We start from the raw sequence: 18,810 nt of genomic DNA on the forward strand, positions 1-18,810 counted from the left end.
CCCGGTCGGGCGCGCCGCCGGAGCGCTTCGGGTGCGAAAAGTTCGCCGACCCCCTTGCCAAGCCCCGGGTGCCTCCGGTTTTACTGACCCGGAACGGATCGACCGAATGATCGGTAGTCCGTTTTACGGCGGCGGAGGAGTGGCGCATGACGGAACTGCTGGACAGCGGCGAACGACTCGGGCGCGAGGAGCTGGCGGCCCTCCAGCTGGAACGGCTGCGCACGACCCTGCGCCACGCCTATGAGAACGTCGCGTTCTACCGGCGCTCCTTCGACGCGGCCGGACTGACCCCGGACGACTGCAACACCCTCGCCGACCTGGCGCGCTTCCCCTTCACCGCCAAGTCCGACCTGCGCGACCACTACCCCTTCGGCATGTTCGCCGTCGACCAGTCGCGGGTCCGGCGCATCCACGCCTCCAGCGGCACCACCGGCCGACCGACGGTCGTCGGCTACACCGAGGGCGATCTGGACCGGTGGGCGGACGTGGTGGCCCGCTCGCTGCGCGCCGCCGGAGCACGGCCCGGCCACAAGGTCCACGTGGCCTACGGGTACGGCCTGTTCACCGGTGGGCTCGGCGCCCACTACGGCGCCGAACGCCTCGGCTGCACGGTGATCCCTGCCTCCGGCGGCATGACGGCCCGGCAGGTGCAGCTCATCCAGGACTTCCGCCCCGAGATCATCATGGTGACCCCCTCGTACATGCTGACGCTGCTCGACGAGTTCGAGCGCCAGGGCGTGGACCCGCGCTCCACCTCGCTGCAGGTGGGCGTCTTCGGCGCGGAGCCGTGGACGGAAGAGATGCGGAAGGAGATCGAGGAGCGCTTCGCGATCGACGCGGTCGACATCTACGGCCTCTCGGAGGTGATCGGCCCCGGCGTGGCGCAGGAGTGCGTGGGGACCAAGGACGGCCTGCACATCTGGGAGGACCACTTCTACCCGGAGGTCGTGGATCCGTTCACCGGCGAGGTGCTGCCGGACGGGGAGGAGGGCGAGCTCGTCTTCACCTCGCTCACCAAGGAGGCGATGCCGGTGATCCGCTACCGGACCCGTGACCTCACCCGGCTGCTGCCCGGAACCGCCCGGGTGTTCCGCCGGATGGAGAAGGTCACCGGGCGTAGCGACGACATGATCATCTTGCGCGGGGTGAACCTCTTCCCCACCCAGATCGAGGAGGTCGTGCTGCGCACCCCTGGGGTGGCGCCGCACTTCCAGTTGCGGCTGACCCGGGAGGGCCGGCTCGACGCCCTGACCGTGCGGGCCGAGGCCCGTCCGGACGCGACGTCCGAGGAGCGTGCGGAGGCCGCGCGGGCGCTCGCGGCGGCGGTGAAGGACGGGATCGGGGTCTCGGTGGCCGTGGAGGTGGTGGACCCGGAAACGCTGGAGCGCTCGGTGGGCAAGATCAAGCGGGTCGTGGACCTGCGGGGCGCGTAGCCTGGAGGGAGGAGGTGGTTGCGATGCTGTCGGACTCCCCCATAGCCGCGATCATTCCGGTCAACGACATGAACCGGGCCAAGCGCTTCTACTCGGAAACCCTCGGGCTTCCTCTCACCCGGGAGACCCCCGAGGACACCAGGTACGAGTGCGGCGGCACGACGATCGGTCTCTACGAGACCCCCTACGGCGGCCAGGCCGGACACACCCTGGCGAGCTGGAAGGTCGACGACCTGGACGGTGAGATGTCGCAACTGCGTTCCAAGGGCGTCACCTTCGAGGACTACGACCTGCCCGGCATCAAGACGGTCGACGGCGTGGCCGAATCGGACACCATGCGGGGCGCCTGGTTCAAGGACAGCGAGGGGAACATCCTCTGCGTGGTGGAGGAGCGCAAGGGCTGACGCGCGCCGGAGGCCCGACGGAGGCCGTGGCGACGAGCGGACGGCGGTGGGACGCCCGGCGCCGCCGGAGCGGTCCCGCGCAGCGCCGTGCTGGTGCCGGTGCCGGACGTGACGGTGCGGTCATGACGCGCCGAAGCGGTCCCGCAGGTCCCGCTTGAGGATCTTTCCGCTGGCGTTGCGGGGAAGTGCGTCCACCAGGAAGACGCGCTTCGGCGCCTTGAAGCGGGCGAGGCCCTCCCGGGCATGGGCCAGGAGTTCGGCCTCGTCGACCTCGCCCCGGGGGACGACGACGGCCGTGACCGCTTCGATCCAGCGCTCGTCCGGGAGGCCGATGACGGCCACCTCGGCAACCGCCGGGTGGGTGTAGAGCACGTCCTCGACCTGTCGGGAGGCGACGAGGACCCCACCGGAGTTGATGACGTCCTTCACCCGGTCGACGATCGTCAGATAGCCCTCGGCGTCGCGGACCGCGAGGTCGCCCGAGTGAAACCATCCGCCCCGGAAGGCTTCCTCGGTCTCGTCGGGCTTGCGCCAGTAACCCTCGCACAGCTGGGGGGAGCGGTAGACGATCTCCCCGGGAGTGCCGTCGGGGACGTCCTCGCCGGCCTCGTCCACGACCCTGGCCTCGACGTGTCGTACGGGACGGCCGCAGGATTCCATCCGCCCCTCGTGCTCGTCGGGGCCGAGGACGGCGGCGAGCGGGCCGATCTCCGACTGGCCGAAGCAGTTGTAGAAGGCCAGCTCCGGCAGACGGGCGCGCAAGCGCTCCAGAACCGGCACGGGCATGATGGAGGCGCCGTAGTAGGCCTTGCGCAGGGCGGACAGGTCGCACTCGTCGAAGCGGGGGTGGTTGGCGAGGCCGATCCACACGGTCGGCGGGGCGAAGAGGCTGTTGGCGCGGCCGGCCTCGATCAGGTCGAACAGCACGGTCGGGTCGGGGCCGTCGACGATCGTGTTCTCGGCTCCGACGGCGAGGTAGGGCAGCAGGAAGACGTGCATCTGCGCCGAGTGGTAGAGCGGCAGCGCGTGGACCGGCCGGTCCTCCTCGCTCAGGTCGAGGGCCTCGATGGCGCTCGCGTACTCGTGGACGAGAGCGCGGTGGGTCATCATCGCGCCCTTGGGGAGCGCGGTGGTGCCCGAGGTGTAGAGCAGCTGGACGTACTCGCGGGCGTCCCGGTCGGTTTCGTAGTCGTCCGGTTCGGCGAGGGCGTCGAGGAACGAGCCGGGCGCGTCCCGGAGCAGCTTGACCGGAAAGCCGTCCGGGACGCGGTCCGCGAGCCCCGGGTCGGCGAGCACGAGCGAGCTCTCCGACTGCTCCAGGAGGTATCCGAGGTCGTCTCCGGTCAGGTGGTGGTTGACCGGCACGTGGATCAGGTCGGCCCGGGCACAGGCGAGGAAGGCGATGAGGTAGGCATCGGAGTTGTGCCCGTAGGTGGCCACGCGGGCCCGGTCGGGCAGGCCGGGGCCGTGGTGCGACTCCCGCAGGACGGCCGCGGCGGTGGAGACCGCGGCGTCCAGCTCCGCGTACGTCCAGGTCCGGTCGGCGTACCGGACGGCGATCCGGTCGGGCACCCGCTGGGCACTCATGCGCAGGACGCCGTCGACGGTACGACTGAGGAGTCTGTTCATGCCGTGATCCTGAACGGCTCCCTGACGGAAGGTCAAGTACCCTGCGGTGCGCCGGAATCCCTCGGACCTCGGACGTCGAAGGGGACGTCGACGGGGAGACGAACAGCCGGGTACGGGGCGGGGCCCGCCGTGCCCGTCGGACCGTCGGAGGGCCCGGGCACCTCCGAGTCGCGTCCGGAACGACTGGCGCTCACCGCACCGCACGACGAGGACCGGACGCAGCCGGGCACGGGCGGGCACGGGATCGCCTCCTGCGTTCTGCGAGGAGGACGTCCTGTGCTCGCCCGCGCCGAGGGGGCGTCAGGGAGCGGCTCCGGCCGTCACGGGCTGAACGACAGGAACACGAAGGCGGCGAAGATCGCGAGGTGGACGCCGCCCTGGAGGAGGGTGGCCCGTCCGGGCACCACGGTCAGGGCACTCACCACGCCGGTGAGCGCGAGCAGGACCATGTGGAGCGGCCCCAGACCGAGCACCAGGGGCCCGGACAGCCAGATCGAGGCGAGGGCGATCGCCGGAACCGTCAGGCCGATACTGGCGATGGCGGAACCGTAGGCGAGGTTGAGGCTGGTCTGCACGCGGTCCCTGCGCGCCGCGCGGACGGCGGCGAGGGTTTCGGGGAGCAGCACCATCATGGCGATGACGACGCCGACGACCGCCTTGGGCAGGCCCGCCGACTCGACCCCGTCCTCGATGGTGGGCGAAATCAGTTTGGCGTTGCCGACGACGGCCACGAGGGCGAGGAGGAGCAGGGCGAGGCTGGTCCAGGTCTCGCGGTCGCTCGGCGGCTCGGCGTGCTCGTCCTCTGTTTCGTGCCCCGGACGCGGCACGGGCAGGAAGTAGTCGCGGTGCCGGACCGTCTGGACGGCGACGAAGGTGCCGTACAGACAGAGGGAGGCGACGGCGGCGAAGGCGAGTTGGGCCGTGGAGAACTCGGGGCCCTGATGGCTCGTGGTGAAGGTCGGCAGGACCAGCGTCATCACGGCGAGGGTGCAGACGGTGGCGAGCGCGCCGCCGGAGCCCTCGGCGTTGAAGACCGCGACGCGGTTGCGGAGTGCGGCGACCAGGAGGGAGAGGCCGACGATGCCGTTGCAGGTGATCATGACGGCGGCGAAGACGGTGTCGCGGGCGTACGTCGCGGTCTTGTCGCCGCCGCCGGCCATCAGGGTGACGATGAGTCCGACCTCGATGACCGTCACGGCCACGGCGAGGACGAGGGAGCCGAAGGGTTCGCCGACGCGGTGGGCGATCACCTCCGCGTGGTGGACGGCCGCGAGGACGGCCGCCATGAGGCACAGCGCGATGAGGCCCACGGCGAAGCCCGGGAGACCGCGCCCCCAGGCCACGCCCAGGGCCACCGCGGCCACCACCGGCCCCCAGGTCGTCCATTTTCGTGTCATTGACGCCGTACTCGAACTCATGATCCGCATCCTGCCACAAAGGGACCATTCACCCTTTTCCTCCACCGCCGTGACCGGCGCGGACGTACGGGAACGTGGCGAGGATCTCGTCGACCGGGCCTTGGGCCCCGGAAGTCGGACCGGGTCAGAGCGGGCGCTCGCGCCCCTCCCAGTACGGGTCGCGGAGGCGGCGCTTGTACAGCTTGCCGTTGGGGTCGCGGGGCATCACCGCGATGAAGTCGACCGACTTCGGACGTTTGAAGCCGGCGAGGCGGGCGCTGCAGTGGGCCAGGATCTCCTCGGCGAGGGCGGGTCCCGCCCCGCCTCCCTCCACCACTTCGACCACCGCCTTCACCTCCTCCCCCCAGTCGTCGTGCGGGATGCCGAAGGCAGCGGCGTCCGCCACTGCGGGATGGGTGAGCAGCACCGCCTCGATCTCCGCGGGGTAGATGTTGACCCCGCCGGAGATGATCATGTCGATCTTGCGGTCGCGGAGGTAGAGGTAGCCGTCTTCGTCGAGGACTCCCAGGTCGCCGACGGTGAAGAAGTCGCCGACGCGGTTCCGCTCCGTCTTCGCCGCGTCCTTGTGGTACTGGAAGCCCCCGGTGTTCATCTTGAGGTAGACCGTGCCGAGTTCACCGGGGGGCAGTCGCTCCCCCTGGTCGTCGAGGACGGCGATCTCGCTGATGGGCCAGGCCCTGCCGACCGTCCCCGGGCGCTTGAGCCACTCTTCCGCGGTGGCGAACGCACCACCGCCCTCGCTCGCCGCGTAGTACTCCTCGACGCACCGGCCCCACCAGTCGATCATCCCCCGTTTGACGTGCTCGGGACAGGGCGCGGCGCCGTGGATGGCGTGCCGCATGGAAGAGACGTCGTACCGTTCCCGCACTTCCGCGGGAAGGGCCAGCAGCCGGTGGAACTGGGTGGGGACCATGTGCGTGTGACTGCAGGAGTACCGCTCGATCAACCGCAGCATCTCCTCGGGCGCCCACCGGTCCATGAGGACGAGCGGATGCCCGATGTGCAGGGCGGCTGCGGCGAACTGGAGCACGGCCGTGTGGTAGAGCGGCGAGCAGACCAGATGGACGTTGCCCTCGGCCGGCCTGATGCCGAAGATGCCGAGGAAGCCGCCGAGGTGGGTCTCCTCGGGGAGCTTCCCGGGAAGGGGACGGCGGATTCCGCGGGGGCGGCCGGTGGTACCGGAGGTGTAGTTCATGACCCAGCCGAGGGTGCGGTCGGCGGGCGCGGTCGCCTCCTGTCCTTCGAGGAGCTCGGCGTACGGGCGGAAGCCGGGGACCGTCCCGATGGCGTACCGGCGGCTGGAGGGGAGTCCGGCCCGGTCGGCGGCGAGGGTCACCGCCTCGGCGAACCGCTCGTGGGCCACCAGCGCCTTGGCCCCCGAGTCGGCGACGATCCAGGCGATCTCGGGGCCGACGAAGTGGTGGTTGACCGGTACGAGGTAGAAACCGGCCTGGGTGGCGGCGAGATGGGCGGTGAAGAACTCGGGGCCGTTCGGCAGGACGACCGCGAACGCATCGCCCCGTTCGAGGCCGGCGGCACGCAGCCCGTGGACAAGCCGGTTGGCCTCGGCGTGCAGCCGACCGGCGGACCACTCCTCGCCGCCGGGGGCGACGAGGACGGTGCGGCCCGGATCGGCAGCGGCTTGGGCCCAGAATCCGATCGGCGTCCCGTTCACCCGGCGCTCCGTCCCGCGATGCGGTTGATCCGCTCGACGGCCTTCTCGAAGCCGCGGGTGAGCTCGTCGACGACCTGTTGGACGCTGCGCTCGGAGGTCATCCGGCCCACGATCTGACCGACGGGGGTGCCGAGGAGCGGCTCGACCTCGTACCGCTGGATGCGGGAGACGGCCTCGGCGACGAGGAGCCCCTGGAGCGGCATGGGGAGCGGCCCCGGCCCCGCCGGGTCGTCCCAGGCGTCGGTCCACTCGGTGCGGAGCTGGCGGGCGGGCTTGCCCGTCAGGGCGCGGGAACGGACCGTGTCGCCGGAACCGGCGGCGAGCAGCTTCGCGGTGAGGGCCCGGGAGTGCAGTTCGGCCTCGGTGGTGGTCAGCCAGATCGAGCCCAGCCAGACGCCCTGGGCGCCGAGGGCGAGCCCGGCGGCGATCTGCTCGCCGCTGCCGATGCCGCCGGCAGCGAGCACGGGAAGCGGGGAGACCGCTTCGACGACCTCGGGAGTGAGGACCATGGAGGCGATCTCTCCGGTGTGCCCACCGGCTTCGTACCCCTGGGCGACGACGACGTCGATGCCGGCGTCGGCGTGGTGCCGGGCGTGGCGGGCGCTGCCGGCGAGGGCGGCGACCAGGACGCCGTGGTCGTGGGCCCGGGCGACGACGTCCGGTGGCGGCGATCCGAGAGCGTTGGCGAGCAGCTTGATCGGATAGTCGAAGGCCACGTCGAGTTGACTCCGCGCGACCCGGTCCATCCAACCGGTGATCCGCCAGCCGGACGGCTCGCCCTCGGCCAGTTCGGGCACGCCGTGCTTGGCCAGCACGGCACGGACGAACGCCCGGTGCCCCTCGGGGATCATCGCCTCGACCTCGGCCTCGGTGACCCCTTCGACCTTCTTCGCGGGCATCACGACGTCGAGGCCGTGGGGCAGGCCGTCGGTGTGCCGCTGCATCCAGTCGAGGTCGCGGGCGAGGTCGTCGGGCGAGGTGTAGCGGACCGCGCCGAGGACCCCGAAGCCGCCGGCCCTGGTCAGGGCGGCGGCCACCGCGGGGAAGGGCGTGAAGCCGAAGATGGCGTGCTCGATCCCCAGTGTGCGACTCAGCTCCGTCTCCATGGGCGGCAGGATGCCGCAGCGGCGCGGCGGAGGGAAGAGTTTTTTGACGGTTCGTCAGATTCTTTGTCGCCGGTGCGTCCGCGCCCCGACGGCCCTCCGTCGGGAGAGGGTGGGGCATGGCGGAGAATCCGATGCGGGACGGAAGGCCGAGCCGCCGCGCGTTCGGCGGCCGGGTACTGGCACTCGGAGGTGCGGTCATGCTCGGTGCGGTGCCGGGAGCCACGGCAGCGGCAAGTCAGGGCGGGGAACCGGGCCCGGGCGGGCGGCGGACCACGCTGCGGCGCGGCTCGGCCGAACGGGCCGGGCTGCTCGCCCCGCACCTGGACGTGCTCGTCGCGGAGGCCGAGCGTTTCCTCGCGCCGTCCCCCACCCGTCCCTGGTACGCGGGTGCCGTCCTGCTCGCCGGGCGGGGCGACACCGTCGCCCTGCACCGGGCGATCGGCTCGGCCGTGCGCTACGCGGCGTACGACGAGGCGTCCGACACCGGGATCGAACTACCGCCGGAGCGAAGGATCCCGATGACCGAGGACACCGTCTTCGACCTGGCGTCGGTGTCCAAGCTGTTCACCTCGATCCTGGCGGTGCAACAGATCGAACGCGGAGCGCTGGGATTGGAGACGAAGGTCGCTGCCCACCTGCCGGCGTTCGGCGGCGGCGGGAAGCAGGACGTGACGGTGCGCCAGTTGCTCACCCACACCTCAGGGTTGCGGCCCTGGCTCCCGCTGTACCGGGAGCCGACACGGGAGGGGAAGCTGCGGTTGCTGTGGGCCGAGTCCCCGGTGCACCCGCCGGGCTCCGCCCCCCTCTACTCCGACCTGAACATGATCTCGCTCCAGCTGGTCCTGGAGGAGGTCACCGGTCGCGGCCTGGACGCCCTGCTCCACGACGAGATCACGACTCCCCTCGGGATGCACCGCACCCGTTTCAACCCGCCCCCCGCCTGGCGGACGGAGATCGCCGCCACCGAAGACGCCCGGCCCCCCTGGTCCGGCTTGGACCGGGGCATGGTGTGGGGCGAGGTCCACGACGAGAACGCCCACTCCCTCGGCGGCGTCGCGGGCCACGCCGGAATCTTCTCCCGCGCCCGGGACCTCGCGGTCCTCGCCCGGACCCTCCTCAACGGCGGCGCGTACGGCCGGGCCCGCATCCTCGCGCCCGCCTCGGTGGAGTTGATGTTCACCGACTTCAACACCGCCTTCCCGGGCCGGGCGCACGGCCTCGGCTTCGAACTCCACCAGCACTGGTACATGGGCGCCATGGCCACCCCCCGGACCGCCGGGCACACCGGCTTCACCGGCACCAGCCTGGTCCTCGACCCGACGACCGACACGTTCCTGATCGTGCTGGGCAACTCCGTGCACCCGGTGCGGTCCTGGCGCTCCGGATCCGCGCCCCGCGTCGCCGCGGCGAACGCACTGGCCCGGGCCGTACCCGTGCGACCGGTCCGGGGGCGCACCGCCTGGTTCTCCGGAACCGACGGCGGGACCACCACGACCCTCACCCTGCCGGGGGTCCCGGGAGCGAGTCGGCTCGACTGCGCACTCTGGTGGGACACCGGGCCGGGCACGGACGCAGTGGTGCTGGAGGCCTCGGCGGACGGCGGGACGACCTGGAGTCCGGTGTCGTTCAGCACCGCACGGCCGGGGGCGCAACCGCTGTCGCACCCCTCGGGATCGGTGGGCGGCTGGTCGGGGCGGGTCTGGTACGAGGTGTCCGCACGGATGCCGGTCCCGGGGCCCGCTGCGGATCCCGTGCGGCTGCGCTGGCGGTGCTCCACGGACCTGAAGTACGTCGGGCGCGGGGTGTACGTGAACGGGCTGCGGCTCCTGGACGCCGCCGGACGGCCGCTCTTCGACGAGGCCCGGCCCGGGGACGCCGCCCGGATCGACGCGGTGGGCTGGATCCGTTCGGAGGACTGAGCCGGCGGTCGCCCCGGGGTCGGCGGGGCGGGACGCTCAGGCCGCGCGGATTTCCTCCTGCTCCTCCACCGCCGCCAGGAAGGCTCCGAGCACCTGCCGGTACCGCTCCGGCTCCTCGGCGGAGGGGAGGTGGGCGCTCTCCTCGAACACCGTCCAGGAGGCGCCCCGGATGCCCTCGACCAACGGACGCACCACGGCCGGAGTGGTCGCGTCGTGGCGGCCGGTGGTGACGAGCACCGGAAGGTCTATCTCACCGAGCCTGTCGGTGACGTCCCAGTCCTTCAGCCTTCCGGTGAGGTTCCACTCGGTGGTGCCCCACAGCGCGGCGTACACGTCCTCGCGGATGTCCGTGAACGAGCGCACGAGGTGCGGGGGCCACGGGTCGAGGCGGCAGAGCCAGCGCCGGTAGAAGGCCATGACGGCCTCGCGGTACTCCTCGTCGTCGAGCGTCCCCGCGGCCTCGTGGCGGTCGAGCACCTCCCGTACGCCGGCCGGCAGGGACTCCTTCAGACGGCGCACCTCGGCCTGGTAGACGGGGGCGCTCGGGATCGGTCCGGCGAGCACCAGGCTCGCCAGTCCGGCGGGGCGGGTGAGCACGTACTCCAGGGCGATCTGGCTGCCCCAGGAGTGGCCGTAGAGGTGCACGCGGTCGAGCCCGAGGGCCGCGCGCACCGCGGCCACCTCCTCGACGAAGGTGGACATCACCCAGAGTGCGGGGTCGTCCGGGCGGTCGGACCGGCCGCAGCCGATCTGGTCGTAGAAGACGACCTGCCGTCCGGTCTCCCCGTGCAGCGCACCGAGGTCGTCCAGGTAGTCGTGCGAACAGCCGGGGCCACCGTTGACGACCAACAGCGGAAGCCGTCCCGCACGGCCCGGGCCGACGACCCGGTACCAGGTGCGGTGTCCACGGAACGGAACGGTGCCTTCGGTGACGGACATGGTCCTGATCCGCCTCCTCGTGAGAACGGAGCCCCTTCCATCATGCGCCCGGGCGTCCCGGTCAGCAGGCGGGTTCCGCGGCACCCCGCAGCGCCCGGAGCACCGGACTCATCAGCGGGTGCTCCTCGGCTCCGCGCCGTACCGCCGCGAAGACCCGGCGGGTCGGGGCGACCCCCTCCACGGGACGGACCTCGACGCCGGAAAGGTCCATCCCGCTCAGCGCCGAACGCGGCACGAGCGCCACTCCGGCAGCGGCCGAGGCGAGGGCGGCGACGGCGCGGAAGTCGTCGGAGACATGGGCGAAGGTCGGGGCGAACCCTGCGTACTCGCAGGCCAGGACGGTCACGTCGTGACAGGGGTTGCCGACGGACTGCCCGATCCAGGTGTCCTTGGCGAGATCGGCGAGCGCGACCCGCGCTCCGACCGCCAGTGGATGGCCGGGCGGCAGGACCGCGTCGAACGGCTCCGCGTACAGCGGGACGCGGGTCAGCCGGGCGTCGTCCTCGCCCGGAGCGCCCCGGTACTCGACCGCGACGGCGACGTCCACCTGCCGGTCCAGGACCATGAGCAGGCTCTCGTCGCCCTCCGCGTCCCGCACCCGGACCCGGATGCCGGGCGCGGTGTGGGCGAGTGCCGCGATGGCGGGGGCCACGACCAACCCGATGCCGGTGGCGAAGGCCGCGACGGTGACCGTTCCGGCCTCGCCCGAGCCGTAGGCGGCGAGCTCCGCCTCGGCGCGCTCCAACTGGGCGAGCACCGCATTGGCGTGGCTCAGCAGGATCTCCCCGGCGGGGGTGAGGCGGGCGCCGCGGGCGCTGCGGTCGACGAGCCGGTGGCCGGTCTCCTGCTCCAGGGCGGCGAGCTGCTGGGAGACGGCGGAGGGGGTGAGGTAGAGCGCGGCGGCCGCCGCCGTGACCGTGCGGTGGTCGGCCACCGCACGGAGGATGTGCAACCGCCGCGCTTCGATCATTCCCCTAGTCTCGCAGGCCGCGAGACCCGTTCGGTCCGGTCGCCGGCCCGTCAGCCGTGCAGGGCCGCACGGGCGTCGACGAAGGCGTCCACGGCCCGGTTCACGTCCTCGGTCGAATGCGCGGCGGACAGCTGTACGCGGATCCGGGCCTGTCCCTGCGGGACGACCGGGTAGGAGAAGCCGATCACGTACACGCCGCGTTCGAGGAGCAGCTCGGCCATGCGCCCGGCCTCGGCCGCGTCGCCGATCATGACGGGGGCGATGGCGTGGTCGCCGGGGAGGACGTCGAAGCCCTCCTCGGTCATGCGGGAGCGGAACAGCACCGTGTTGGCGTTGAGGCGCTCGCGCAGGTCGCCGGCGGACTCCAACAGGTCGAGGACCTTGAGGGAGGCGGCGGCGATGACCGGGGCGAGGGTGTTGGAGAAGAGGTAGGGGCGGGAGCGCTGGCGCAGCAGGGCGACGATCTCGGCGCGGGCGGCGACGTAACCGCCGGAGGCGCCGCCGAGCGCCTTGCCGAGGGTGCCGGTGATGATGTCGACGCGGTCCATGACGCCGTGTAGCTCGGGGGTGCCGCGACCGCCGGGGCCGACGAAGCCGACGGCGTGCGAGTCGTCGACCATCACCATGGCGTCGTAGCGTTCGGCCAGGTCGCAGATCTCGTCGAGCGGCGCGATGTAGCCGTCCATGGAGAAGACGCCGTCGGTGACGATCAGCTTGCGGCGGACCCCTCCCTCGACGGCCTCCTTGAGCTGCTGCTCCAGGTCGGCCATGTCGCGGTTCGCGTAGCGGAAGCGGCGGGCCTTGGAGAGGCGGATGCCGTCGATGATCGAGGCGTGGTTGAGGGCGTCGGAGATGACGGCGTCCTCGGGGCCGAGCAGGGTCTCGAAGACACCGCCGTTGGCGTCGAAGCAGGAGGAGTAGAGGATCGTGTCCTCCTGGCCGAGGAAGGCCGAGAGGCGGGCCTCGAGCTCCTTGTGGACCTCCTGCGTGCCGCAGATGAAGCGGACCGACGCCATGCCGTAGCCCCAGCGGTCGAGGGCCGTGTGGGCGGCGGCGATCACCTCGGGGTGGTCGGCGAGGCCGAGGTAGTTGTTGGCGCAGAAGTTGAGCACTTCTTCCCCGGACTCCGACCGGGGGGAGCCCCAGGGGCGGCCGTCCGCGGTGACGACCTCGACGTTGGCGGACTGGGGAGTGCCGATGACCCGCTCGGGCTTGTGGAGGCCGGCTTGCTCGATCTCTTCGAGGGTGGCGCGGATGGAATCGCGTACGGAATCGAACATGGGTCAGGCTCCCGTGGTCCAGTCGAGGATGATCTTGCCGCTCTTGCCGGAGGCCGCGTCGTCGAAGGCGGCCTCGAAGTCGGTGTGCGCATAGCGCCCGGTGATGACGGGGGCGAGGTCGAGACCGCCCTCCAGGAGCACCGACATCGCGTACCAGGTCTCGAACATCTCCCGGCCGTAGATGCCCTTGATCGTGATCATGGAGGTGACGATCTTCGCCCAGTCGACGGAGAAGTCCTCGCTGGGCAGTCCGAGCATGGCGATCTTGCCGCCGTTGGTCATGTTGGCGACCATGTCGCGCATCGCGTGCGGATTGCCGGACATCTCCAGTCCGACGTCGAAGCCCTCCTTCAACCCGAGCGTGCGCTGGCCGTCGGCGATGGTCTGCTCGGCGACGTTGAGGGCGAGGGTGACGCCGGTCTTGCGCGCCAGGGCGAGGCGTTCCTCGCTGACGTCGGTGATGACCACGTTGCGGGCGCCGGCGTGCTTCGCGACGGCGGCGGCCATGATGCCGATCGGGCCGGCGCCGGTGACGAGGACGTCCTCGCCGACGAGCGGGAAGGACAGGGCCGTGTGCACGGCGTTGCCGAAGGGGTCGAAGATCGCTGCGACATCGAGGTCGACGGGGATGCGGTGCACCCACACGTTGGAGGCGGGCAGTGCCACGTACTCGGCGAAGGCACCGTCCCGGCCGACGCCGAGGCCGATCGTCGCACGACAGAGGTGGCGGCGTCCGGCCAGGCAGTTGCGGCACTTGCCGCAGACCAGGTGCCCCTCGCCGCTGACCAGGTCGCCGACGGCTACGTCGGTGACGTCACGGCCGACGGAGACGACCTCTCCGACGAACTCGTGACCGATCGTCAGGGGCGTGGCGATCGTCTTCTGCGCCCAGCCGTCCCAGGAACGGATGTGCAGGTCGGTTCCGCAGATGCCGGTCCGCTTGACCTTGATGAGGACGTCCCCGGGACCCGTCTCCGGCTCGGGCACATCCGTGAGCCAGAGTCCCGGCTCCGCCTTCAGCTTGACCAGTGCCTTCAATGCAACGGCTCCCGACGTGCGTGTCCTGTGATGTGCGGGCATGGGCACGGCTGGGTACCCAAGATCCCTGGAAGGAAATCTTCCGTACGTGGGGCTCAAGGGTCCATCGAGGATTTCTTAAGCACACGCGCAGATCAGCTTCACACCCCGGGCCGGAAGGTTGCGACGTCAGCGGGGCCGAACGGAGCGGACGCCGCCCGGTGCACCCGCCCCGGACCTCGGAGGAGGGCCGTACCGGGCCGGTGGCGCCGACGGGCACGCCCGCGTCCGGGCACCGGCCGGAGCCCCTGCCGTCACCGGCCGAGCACGGCCATCGCCGCGTTGTGGCCGGGGATGCCGCTCACTCCCCCGCCCCGGACCGCACCCGCTCCGCACAGGAGGACATTGGCGTGGTGGGTCTCGACGCCCCAGCGGCCGGTGTCCTGCGCCGCGTACGGGAAGGACAGGTCGCGGTGGAAGATGTGGCCTCCGGGCAGCCGCAGTTCGCGTTCGAGGTCGACCGGGGTCTTCGCCTCGATGCAGGGGCGCCCCTCCGCGTCGACGGCGAGGCAGTCGAGGATCGACTCGCCCAGGTGGGCGTCGAGCTGGGCGAGGGTCGCGGAGAGCAGCTTCGCCCGCGCGCCCTCGTTGTCGGCGGCGAAGAGCCGGGCGGGCGCGTGCAGGCCGAAGAGCGTGAGCGTCTGGTGGCCCGTGGCCGCGAGTTCCGGTCCGAGGATCGTCGGGTCGGTGAGGGAGTGGCAGTAGATCTCGGACGGCGGGGCGCCGGGCAGGTGTCCGGCGGCGGCCTCCGCGTAGGCGGTGGCCAACTGCCCGTACCCCTCGGCGATGTGAAGGGTTCCGGCGAAGGCCTCGCGCGGGTCGACGGAGCCGTCGCGGAGCTTCGGCAGCCGGGTCAGCAGCATGTTGACCTTGAGCTGGGCGCCCTCCGGGACGGGTGGGGGCGTCTCCCCGAGCAGAGCGGCGAGTTCCTGCGGGGAGGCGTTGACGAGGACCCGCCCGGCCTCGACGGTGCCCTCCCCGTCGGCGGTCCGGTACGTGATCGCCGCGCGGTGCCCGTCGGTCTCGATCCGGGTGACCTCGTGGCCGGTGCGGACCTCGGCGCCGGCCGCGCGGGCGGCGCCCGCGAGCGCGTCGGTGAGGGCTCCCATGCCGCCGACGGGCACGTCCCAGTCACCGGTTCCACCACCGATGACGTGGTAGAGGAAGCAGCGGTTCTGGAGGAGGGTGGGGTCGTGGGCGTCGGCGAAGGTCCCGATGAGGGCGTCGGTGAGGACCACGCCGCGGACCAGGTCGTCGGTGAAGGCCCGCTCGACGGTGGCGCCGAGTGGTTCTTCGAAGAGCATCCGCCAGGTCTCGGCGTCGTCGACCCGGGCACGCAGTTCGGCGCGGGTGGGGAGCGGCTCGGTGAGGGTGGGGAAGATCCGGCGGGCGGCCTCGCCGGTGCGTCCGTAGAAGGCCTGCCAGGCCTGGTGGGCACGGTCGGAGCCGGTGAGCGCGGCGAAGGAGGCCCGGGTGCGGTCGGGGCCCCCGCCGACGAGGAGGCCGCCGTCACCCCGCGGGGTGTACGAGGAGACGGATCGCTTGCGCACCGCGAACTTCAGGTCCAGTTCCCGAACGATCTTCTGCGGGAGGAGCGAGACCAGGTAGGAGTACCGGGAGAGCCTGGCGTCGACCCCGGGGAACGGCCGCGTGGACACGGCGGCCCCACCGGTGGAGTCGAGCCGCTCCAGGACGAGGACGCGGTGTCCGGCACGGGCCAGGTAGGCGGCGGCGACGAGCCCGTTGTGCCCGCCGCCGACGACGACGGCATCGTACGCGCGGGCGGGGGTCGGGGCGCCGGGGCGTGGATCACGGTCGGTCATGGCTCATGCTCACACGCGGGCGGGAGGCGGGGAAGGGGGCGGCCGGGCCGTGGTCCGGGAGGGGCCGGCCGGGGCCGCCGTCGGCGGCCGGACCGGGCGGGGATCCACGGCCCGCCCGGTCACCCCGTGGGCGCGGTGCGCGGAGGTGGTGTGGCGACCCTGAGCAGCAGGGCGGCGGCCTCGGTGGGACGGCCCAGGCGTTCCAGGCAGTGGGCTTCGTCGTCGAGGGCGGCGAGGGTGTCGGGGTGTCCGGGACCGAGGAGCCGGGTGCGGGCGGCGGCGATCGAGCGGTGCGCCTCCCGTGCCTCGCTCCAACGGCCGAGCCTTCCGAGGGCGACGGCGGCCTCCCGGCGGCTGAGGAGCGCGTCCGGGTGGTCGGCGCCGAGGACCCGCTCGCGGTCGGCGCAGACGGCTTCGGACTCGGCGAGCGCCTCCGACCAGCGACCGAGCCGGCCGAGGTTGACGGCGAGGGCGTGCCGGGCACGCATCGTCTCGGCCCCGTCGGCGCCCTGGGCGCGGGTGCGGGCGGCGACGAGGTCCCGACAGACGTCCAGGGCGTCCGCGGCCTGACCGAGTCGACCGAGGCAGACCCCGGTCTCGTAACGGGCGGCGAGGGTGTCCGGGTGCTCGGGACCGAGCGCGGCGGCGCGGGCCTCGGCGACCGCGCGGTACTGCGTGAGCGCCTCCTCTCCGCGTCCGAGGCGGCCGAGGGCGTGGGCCACCTCGTGGCGGGTGACCAGGGTGTCGGGGTGGTCCTCGCCGAACAACCGGGCCCGGGCCTGCGCGACCCCGTGCGCCGTGCGGTACGCCTCTTCCAGGCGGCCCAGCCGGCCGAGTGTGAACGCGAGGTTGTGGCGACAGCGCAGGGTGTCGGGGTGGTCGGGGCCGACGGTGCGCTCGCGGGCGTCGAGCACCGCGACGTAGAGCTCGTACGCCTCGGCGTGCCGCCCGAGGCGACCCAGGACGTAGGCCCTCTCCTGCCGTGCCGCCAGGGTGTCGGGATGGTCCTCGCCGAGGACCCGCGCACGGTCCTCGGCGACCCGGCCGAAGAGGTACAGGGCGTCCGCGGGGCGGTCGAGTCGGGCCAGGGCGAAACCCACTTCGTAGTGGCTGGCCAGGGTGTCGGGGTGGTCCTCGCCGAGAATCCGCGCACGGTCCTCGGCGACGGACCGGTGCACCGACTCGGCCTCCTCCCACCGGCCGAGCCGGCCGAGCCCCATTCCGGCCCGGAACCGTCCGGCGAGCACGGCGACCAGCTCGGCCGGGGGCGCGGTCGGTGACCCCGGCCGGGTCGCGGCGACCGAGGCCGCCGAGGGGCCGGCGGTCGGCCCTGCGGCCGGCGCGGCGGCGTGCGGGCGTCTGCCGGGCGCCGCAGTGGTCCACTCGGTGGTGAGGACGGCCGCGGCCGGGTCGTGGGCGACCGGACGCGGCCCGGTGGGGGCCGCCGGCCGGTGCCCGCCGGTCATGCCGCGGGCCCATGCGGGCGCGGGCCCCGGCCCCCCGGCCCCCGGGACGGGCAGGGGCGTGGTCATCGGCAGCGCGGGCAGCCCGGCGTGCGAGGGGAACGACGGCGGGGCGGAGCGGCCCGAGACGATCCGGCGGCGCAGGTCGCCGGCGTCGACCGGCCGTTCCTCGGGAACCTTGGCGAGCAGGTCGACGACGATCCGGTCGAAGTAGTCGGGCAGCTCGGCGCGACGGGTGCGCGGCGGGCTCGGCACCGTGTCGCGGTGGCCGATGAGGATGGCCCAGGAGTCGCCGAGGTCGAACGGCGGGGCCCCGGTGACCAGCTCGTACAGGACGCAGCCCAGCGAGTAGAGGTCGCTGCGGTGGTCGATCTCGCCGCCGCCGATCTGCTCGGGGGACATGTAGTGGGGCGTCCCCATGGCGATGCCGGTGCCGGTGAGCTTGGAGGTGAAGCCCATGTCGGTGCCCAGTCGCGCTATGCCGAAGTCGCAGATCTTCACCGTCCCGTCCCGCAGTCGCATGATGTTGGCGGGCTTCAGGTCGCGGTGGACGATCCCCTGCCGGTGCGTGTAGGCGAGGGCGTCGGCGACCTGGTCGGCGATCTCGACGACGTCCTGGACGGGCAGCGGGTGCTGGGCGTTGGCGGCGAGCAACTGGCTGAGGTTGCGCCCCTCCAGGAGCTCCATGACGAGGAAGAGCACGCCGTCGTACTCTCCGAAGTCGTGCACCACGGTGATGCCCCGGTGCTGGAGCGCTGCCGCCACCCGTGCCTCGCGTCGGAAGCGCTCGCGCACCACGGTGAAGGCCTGGGGGTCCTGCTGCGGTCCGAGCGGTTTGAGGCACTTCACGGCGACGCCGCGCCCGAGCGCCTCGTCGGTGGCGCGCCACACCTCCCCCATGCCTCCGCGACCGATGACCTCGTGCAGGCGGTACCGGCCCTGGATCAGTCTGGAGTCCCCCATCGCGTGCTGTCGCCCCCGTCGATTCCGTACTGCCTCCTCGGCTCCTCCAGTATGGCCGGCCGGCGGGACCGTGGGTACGGGGCGGGGTACGCGTAAGGGTCGGGGCGGCTTCCGGGGCCGAGTCGCTCCACGGCGCGCAGGACGTGCCGGGGCGGCAGCCTCCAGCGCAGGCGGGCCGGGATGCAGCGCAGCAGGTTGGCCGTCGCGACGAGCCGGTGGGTGACGGTCTCCCGCGGCGGGGCGGGGCGGCCGTAGAGCTCGTGGGCGTAGCGGGGCAGGGTGTCGTAGGCGAGCGCGGCGATGCGCCGCCAGATCACCTCGCGCGCCGGCACCAGGGCGGGTTTCACCGGTGGGCGGCGCAAGAAGTCCTCCACGGTCCGGGCGTCCGGTCCGACGGTGAGCACGGGACGCACCGATGCGAAGTAGGCGGTGAGCTCGGCGGTGGAGGCCGGGACGGCGTCCGGGTCGAGGCCGACGAGCCGGGCGGAGGTGCGGTGCTCGTCGACGTAGCGGTCGGCCCGGGCATCGGTGAGGGGCATTCCGGAGCGGCGCGCAACCGAGAGGTAGGAGTCGGTTTCGGCACAGTGCACCCAGAGCAACAGCTCGGGGGCGTCCACGCCGAGCAGCCGGTGGATCCGGCGGACTCGGGCGCCGGCCGCCTCCGCGGCCGTGGTGGTCCCGTAGCTGAGGGTCCCGACGAAGTCGGCGGTC

The 18,810-nt window shown here is 72.5% G+C and carries 14 protein-coding genes; 3 read left to right on the forward strand and 11 right to left on the reverse strand.

The genetic code is table 11. The features are described from left to right. Positions 1 to 146 precede the first annotated feature (146 nt). The gene (gene paaK / locus ACFW2Y_RS26035) at positions 147 to 1,433 is read left to right on the forward strand and encodes a phenylacetate--CoA ligase PaaK (RefSeq protein ID WP_384883866.1); all 1,287 of its coding nucleotides are present in this window, start codon (positions 147 to 149) and stop codon (positions 1,431 to 1,433) included. Between the two features lie 23 nt (positions 1,434 to 1,456). Continuing rightward, positions 1,457 to 1,837, forward strand: coding sequence for a VOC family protein (locus ACFW2Y_RS26040; RefSeq protein WP_384883868.1), 381 nt, complete (start codon positions 1,457 to 1,459; stop codon positions 1,835 to 1,837). Between the two features lie 120 nt (positions 1,838 to 1,957). On the opposite strand, the gene ACFW2Y_RS26045 is transcribed toward ACFW2Y_RS26040, so the two are convergent. The 4 genes from ACFW2Y_RS26045 to ACFW2Y_RS26060 all read right to left on the reverse strand — a co-directional run bounded on the left by ACFW2Y_RS26045 (position 1,958) and on the right by ACFW2Y_RS26060 (position 7,665). Then, the gene (locus ACFW2Y_RS26045) at positions 1,958 to 3,466 is read right to left on the reverse strand and encodes a fatty acyl-CoA synthetase (RefSeq protein ID WP_384883870.1); all 1,509 of its coding nucleotides are present in this window, start codon (positions 3,464 to 3,466) and stop codon (positions 1,958 to 1,960) included. Between the two features lie 320 nt (positions 3,467 to 3,786). Continuing rightward, on the reverse strand, positions 3,787 to 4,884 hold the full coding sequence (locus ACFW2Y_RS26050; RefSeq protein ID WP_384883873.1) for a calcium:proton antiporter: 1,098 nt from the start codon (positions 4,882 to 4,884) through the stop codon (positions 3,787 to 3,789). 124 nt (positions 4,885 to 5,008) lie between these two features. Then, positions 5,009 to 6,559: an acyl-CoA synthetase gene (locus ACFW2Y_RS26055; protein WP_384883876.1), complete on the reverse strand. Its 1,551-nt coding sequence runs from the start codon at positions 6,557 to 6,559 to the stop codon at positions 5,009 to 5,011. Then, positions 6,556 to 7,665, reverse strand: a complete 1,110-nt coding sequence (locus tag ACFW2Y_RS26060; RefSeq protein ID WP_384883879.1) for an NAD(P)H-dependent flavin oxidoreductase — start codon at positions 7,663 to 7,665, stop codon at positions 6,556 to 6,558. The genes ACFW2Y_RS26055 and ACFW2Y_RS26060 overlap by 4 nt, the downstream gene beginning before the upstream one ends. 116 nt (positions 7,666 to 7,781) lie before the next feature. Between ACFW2Y_RS26060 and ACFW2Y_RS26065 the strand changes: the two genes are divergently transcribed. After that, a complete protein-coding gene (locus ACFW2Y_RS26065; protein ID WP_384883881.1) occupies positions 7,782 to 9,584 on the forward strand; it encodes a serine hydrolase in 1,803 nt (600 codons plus the stop codon). Positions 9,585 to 9,620: 36 nt separating this feature from the next. Here the strand turns inward: ACFW2Y_RS26065 and ACFW2Y_RS26070 are convergent, their stop codons facing one another. The 7 genes from ACFW2Y_RS26070 to ACFW2Y_RS26100 all read right to left on the reverse strand — a co-directional run. After that, positions 9,621 to 10,523, reverse strand: a complete 903-nt coding sequence (locus tag ACFW2Y_RS26070) for a proline iminopeptidase-family hydrolase (protein WP_384883884.1) — start codon at positions 10,521 to 10,523, stop codon at positions 9,621 to 9,623. A gap of 61 nt (positions 10,524 to 10,584) precedes the next feature. Beyond that, positions 10,585 to 11,493, reverse strand: a complete 909-nt coding sequence (locus ACFW2Y_RS26075; RefSeq protein WP_384883887.1) for a LysR family transcriptional regulator — start codon at positions 11,491 to 11,493, stop codon at positions 10,585 to 10,587. A 50-nt stretch (positions 11,494 to 11,543) separates the two neighbouring features. Beyond that, a complete protein-coding gene (locus tag ACFW2Y_RS26080; protein WP_384883890.1) occupies positions 11,544 to 12,773 on the reverse strand; it encodes a glycine C-acetyltransferase in 1,230 nt (409 codons plus the stop codon). A gap of 3 nt (positions 12,774 to 12,776) precedes the next feature. Next, entirely contained in the window at positions 12,777 to 13,811 is a 1,035-nt protein-coding gene (gene tdh / locus ACFW2Y_RS26085) for an L-threonine 3-dehydrogenase (RefSeq protein WP_384883893.1), read from the reverse strand. A gap of 293 nt (positions 13,812 to 14,104) precedes the next feature. Further along, complete coding sequence (locus ACFW2Y_RS26090) at positions 14,105 to 15,673, reverse strand: phytoene desaturase family protein (RefSeq protein WP_384883896.1); 1,569 nt, start codon at positions 15,671 to 15,673, stop codon at positions 14,105 to 14,107. Positions 15,674 to 15,792: 119 nt separating this feature from the next. After that, complete coding sequence (locus ACFW2Y_RS26095; protein ID WP_384883899.1) at positions 15,793 to 18,099, reverse strand: tetratricopeptide repeat protein; 2,307 nt, start codon at positions 18,097 to 18,099, stop codon at positions 15,793 to 15,795. After that, positions 18,081 to 18,810 (reverse strand): oxygenase MpaB family protein (locus ACFW2Y_RS26100; RefSeq protein WP_384883902.1); only part of this gene is annotated, 730 nt, incomplete at its 5' end. The genes ACFW2Y_RS26100 and ACFW2Y_RS26095, both read right to left, overlap by 19 nt.

This window comes from Streptomyces sp. NPDC058877 (assembly GCF_042742855.1).
GTDB lineage: Bacteria > Actinomycetota > Actinomycetes > Streptomycetales > Streptomycetaceae > Streptomyces.

Excerpts from the sequence above, each read along its gene's own strand:
- ACFW2Y_RS26050 (WP_384883873.1), bottom strand. The coding sequence starts at position 4,884 with ATGAGTTCGAGTACGGCGTCAATGACACGAAAATGGACGACCTGGGGG.
- ACFW2Y_RS26065 (WP_384883881.1), top strand. The coding sequence starts at position 7,782 with ATGGCGGAGAATCCGATGCGGGACGGAAGGCCGAGCCGCCGCGCGTTC.
- ACFW2Y_RS26045 (WP_384883870.1), bottom strand. The coding sequence starts at position 3,466 with ATGAACAGACTCCTCAGTCGTACCGTCGACGGCGTCCTGCGCATGAGT.
- ACFW2Y_RS26090 (WP_384883896.1), bottom strand. The coding sequence starts at position 15,673 with ATGACCGACCGTGATCCACGCCCCGGCGCCCCGACCCCCGCCCGCGCG.
- ACFW2Y_RS26040 (WP_384883868.1), top strand. The coding sequence starts at position 1,457 with ATGCTGTCGGACTCCCCCATAGCCGCGATCATTCCGGTCAACGACATG.
- ACFW2Y_RS26095 (WP_384883899.1), bottom strand. The coding sequence starts at position 18,099 with ATGGGGGACTCCAGACTGATCCAGGGCCGGTACCGCCTGCACGAGGTC.
- ACFW2Y_RS26080 (WP_384883890.1), bottom strand. The coding sequence starts at position 12,773 with ATGTTCGATTCCGTACGCGATTCCATCCGCGCCACCCTCGAAGAGATC.
- ACFW2Y_RS26070 (WP_384883884.1), bottom strand. The coding sequence starts at position 10,523 with ATGTCCGTCACCGAAGGCACCGTTCCGTTCCGTGGACACCGCACCTGG.
- ACFW2Y_RS26075 (WP_384883887.1), bottom strand. The coding sequence starts at position 11,493 with ATGATCGAAGCGCGGCGGTTGCACATCCTCCGTGCGGTGGCCGACCAC.
- ACFW2Y_RS26060 (WP_384883879.1), bottom strand. The coding sequence starts at position 7,665 with ATGGAGACGGAGCTGAGTCGCACACTGGGGATCGAGCACGCCATCTTC.
- paaK (WP_384883866.1), top strand. The coding sequence starts at position 147 with ATGACGGAACTGCTGGACAGCGGCGAACGACTCGGGCGCGAGGAGCTG.